Below are 2,776 nucleotides of genomic sequence, written 5' to 3'. Positions count from 1 at the left end.
TCCGCCCGCGCCGCCTCGCGCGGGAAGACCAGGCTGTCCGGCCAGTCCGCCTGCATCCGCCGGAAGATCGCCAGCGCCTCGGCGGGCTCGCCCAGCGCCAGCCGGGCACGGCCCAGCAGAGCCCCTGGTCGCGCAGCTGGTCCGGCTTCAGCCCGGCCAGCTCCATCCGCTCCAGCAGCCGCGCCGCCAGGGCCGGCCGCCGCGGCAGCAGGGCGCGCGACAGATAGAGCGTGTATTGCCGGCTCTGCCGCCGCGCCTGGCGCGCCACGCGGGCGGCGGGCGCGACCGGGCCGCCGGAGAGGATCGCCTCCCACAGCGGCATCAGCACGGCGCGCGGCGACAGCACCTGCACGGTGCGGTGGTGCATGTAGGGCAGGCGGAGCGGCTCGATCGCCGGCGACAGCGCCAGGATCGGCGCCACATGCGCGACATCGGGGCGGAAGCAGGGGTCGTAGGCCAGCACCAGCCGGCCCTGCAGCTCCTCGGCGCGGATGCGCATGTCCCGGTGCAGCGCCGGATCGAAATGCTGGGTGAAGCGGCTGTCCTCCAGCCCCTCGGCCGGGTCGATGCTGAATTGCGGGCCGCTGGCGACGCCGCCCACCAGGTCCAGGCGCCGCGCATGCTTCAGCACCGCATAGCCGCCCTGCGAATGGCCGTAGCCGATCAGCGGCTTGCGGCGCAGCGGCCGGATCGCCGCCGCCGCCGCCGCGACCGAGGCGGCCGGATACCAGTTCGCCGCGCGCGAGACGAAGCCGAAGAACTCCACCCCGTATTTCTCGTGGATCGGCCGGCCGAAGAAGGTGCTGCCATTGGCCCGCGTGTCGCGGGTGTTGAAGGCGGCGACGGCATAGTCCGTGCTGCCCGGGGCGTGGATGACCTGGAGATGCGCATCCTCGAAAACGACCGGCATGGGGTGCTCCGGCGGGGCGGGCCCGCCATGGGCCGGCCGTGCTCGCCCCGTCATAGCGCCGCCGCGCCGCACCGCCGCATCACGCTTCATCCAGCCGCGGGCGTCGCGGCCGCCCCCCATTCCCCCCTTCCGGCGCAAACTGTTAGAGAGGACGCCGGAAGTCGGACGGGAGCTGCCCGCCCGCAGATCAGTCTGCCGCTCGAAGGAAGTTCCGGTGACCCAACCCAACCCGATCGTCGAGGCCGGCCCCGTCCGCTTCGGCCAGGACCTGCCGCTCGCCGTCATCGCCGGCCCCTGCCAGCTGGAGAGCCGCCAGCACGCGCTGGAGATGGCCTCGGCGCTGAAGGAGATCGCCGCGCGGGTCGGCTTCGGCCTCGTCTACAAGACCAGCTTCGACAAGGCCAACCGCACCAGCGCCACGGCGCAGCGCGGGCTTGGCCTGGAGAAGTCGCTGCCGATCTTCGCCGAGATCCGCGAGAGCCTGGGCCTGCCGGTGCTGACCGATGTCCACAATGCCGAGCAGTGCGCGCCGGTGGCCGAGGCGGTGGACATCCTGCAGATCCCGGCCTTCCTCTGCCGCCAGACCGACCTGCTGCTGGCCGCCGCCGCCACCGGGCGCGTCGTCAACGTCAAGAAGGGCCAGTTCCTGGCGCCCTGGGACATGGCGAATGTGGTCGACAAGCTGACCGGCGCCGGCAATGCGAATGTGCTGCTGACCGATCGCGGCACCTCCTTCGGCTACAACACCCTGGTCTCCGACTTCCGCTGCCTGCCGGTGATGGCGCGCACCGGCGCGCCGGTGGTGTTCGATGCCACCCATTCGGTGCAGCAGCCGGGCGGGCTCGGCGGCTCCTCGGGCGGGCAGCGCGAATTCGTCCCCGTCCTGGCCCGCGCGGCGGTCGCGGTCGGCGTCGCCGGCCTGTTCATCGAGACGCATGAGAACCCGGACAAGGCGCCCTCCGACGGGCCGAACATGGTGCCGCTGCACCGCTTCGAGGCGCTGCTGTCCGAGCTGGTCGCGCTCGACCGGCTGAGCAAGCAGCAGGCCGCCGCCCGCGGGGCCGACGCCGCATGAAGCCGGTCCTGCTGATCCCCTCGCGCCTGGCGGCGACGCGGCTGCCGAACAAGCCGCTGGCCATGATCCATGGCGAGCCGATGATCGTGCATGTCTGGCGCCGCGCCATGGAGGCCGACATCGCCCCGGTCTGGGTCGCCACCGACACCGCCGAGATCGCCGAGGCGGTGCGCGCCGTCGGCGGCAACGCGGTGCTGACCGAGCCGAACCACCCCTCCGGCTCCGACCGGGTGTTCGAGGCGCTGAACCGCCTCGACCCCGACCACCGCTATGATTCGGTGCTGAACGTGCAGGGCGACCTGCCGACGGTGACGCCGGCCACCATCCGCGCCGCCGCAGCCCCGCTGGCCGATGCCGAGGTCGCCATCGGCACCGCCGTCGCCCCCATCCTGCTGGCCGAGGAGCGGGCGTCGAGCAGCGTCGTGAAGATGGTGGGCTCGCCGCTCGGCGGCGGGCGGTTCCGCGCGCTCTACTTCACCCGGGCCGAGGCGCCCTGGGGCGAGGGGCCGCTCTACCACCATATCGGCCTCTATGCCTGGCGCCGCGCGGCGCTGGAGCGCTTCGTCACCCTCGCCCCCTCGCCGCTGGAGCTGCGCGAGAAGCTCGAGCAGCTGCGGGCGCTGGAGGCGGGCATGCGCATCGACGCGATGGAGGTGGCGGAGGTGCCGCTCGGCGTCGACACGCCCGCCGATCTGGAGCGGGCGCGCATGATGCTGGCCGGGCACCGCGGCCCCGTCCACGAAAGCCGGGTCCACGAAAGCCGCGCGCAGGACGTCCGGGCCTGACGGCCG

3 protein-coding genes are annotated in these 2,776 nt (G+C 73.3%); 2 read left to right on the top strand and 1 reads right to left on the bottom strand.

Translation table 11 applies throughout. The features are described 5' to 3' along the window. On the bottom strand, positions 1-910 hold a 910-nt coding region (locus HMPREF0731_RS23255), incomplete at its 3' end, for a hypothetical protein (protein WP_007005053.1). Positions 911-1,124: 214 nt separating this feature from the next. On the opposite strand from HMPREF0731_RS23255, the gene kdsA reads away from it, so the two are divergent. Together kdsA and HMPREF0731_RS15195 are read left to right on the top strand one after the other, a co-directional pair. After that, a complete protein-coding gene (gene kdsA, locus HMPREF0731_RS15200; RefSeq protein WP_007005052.1) occupies positions 1,125-1,985 on the top strand; it encodes a 3-deoxy-8-phosphooctulonate synthase in 861 nt (286 codons plus the stop codon). Continuing rightward, a complete protein-coding gene (locus tag HMPREF0731_RS15195; RefSeq protein WP_007005051.1) occupies positions 1,982-2,770 on the top strand; it encodes a 3-deoxy-manno-octulosonate cytidylyltransferase in 789 nt (262 codons plus the stop codon). The genes kdsA and HMPREF0731_RS15195 overlap by 4 nt, the downstream gene beginning before the upstream one ends. Positions 2,771-2,776: the final 6 nt, after the last annotated feature.

The sequence above is a fragment of the Pseudoroseomonas cervicalis ATCC 49957 genome, assembly GCF_000164635.1.
Lineage (GTDB): Bacteria > Pseudomonadota > Alphaproteobacteria > Acetobacterales > Acetobacteraceae > Pseudoroseomonas > Pseudoroseomonas cervicalis.
This window is presented reverse-complemented; position numbering and strand designations above follow the sequence as displayed.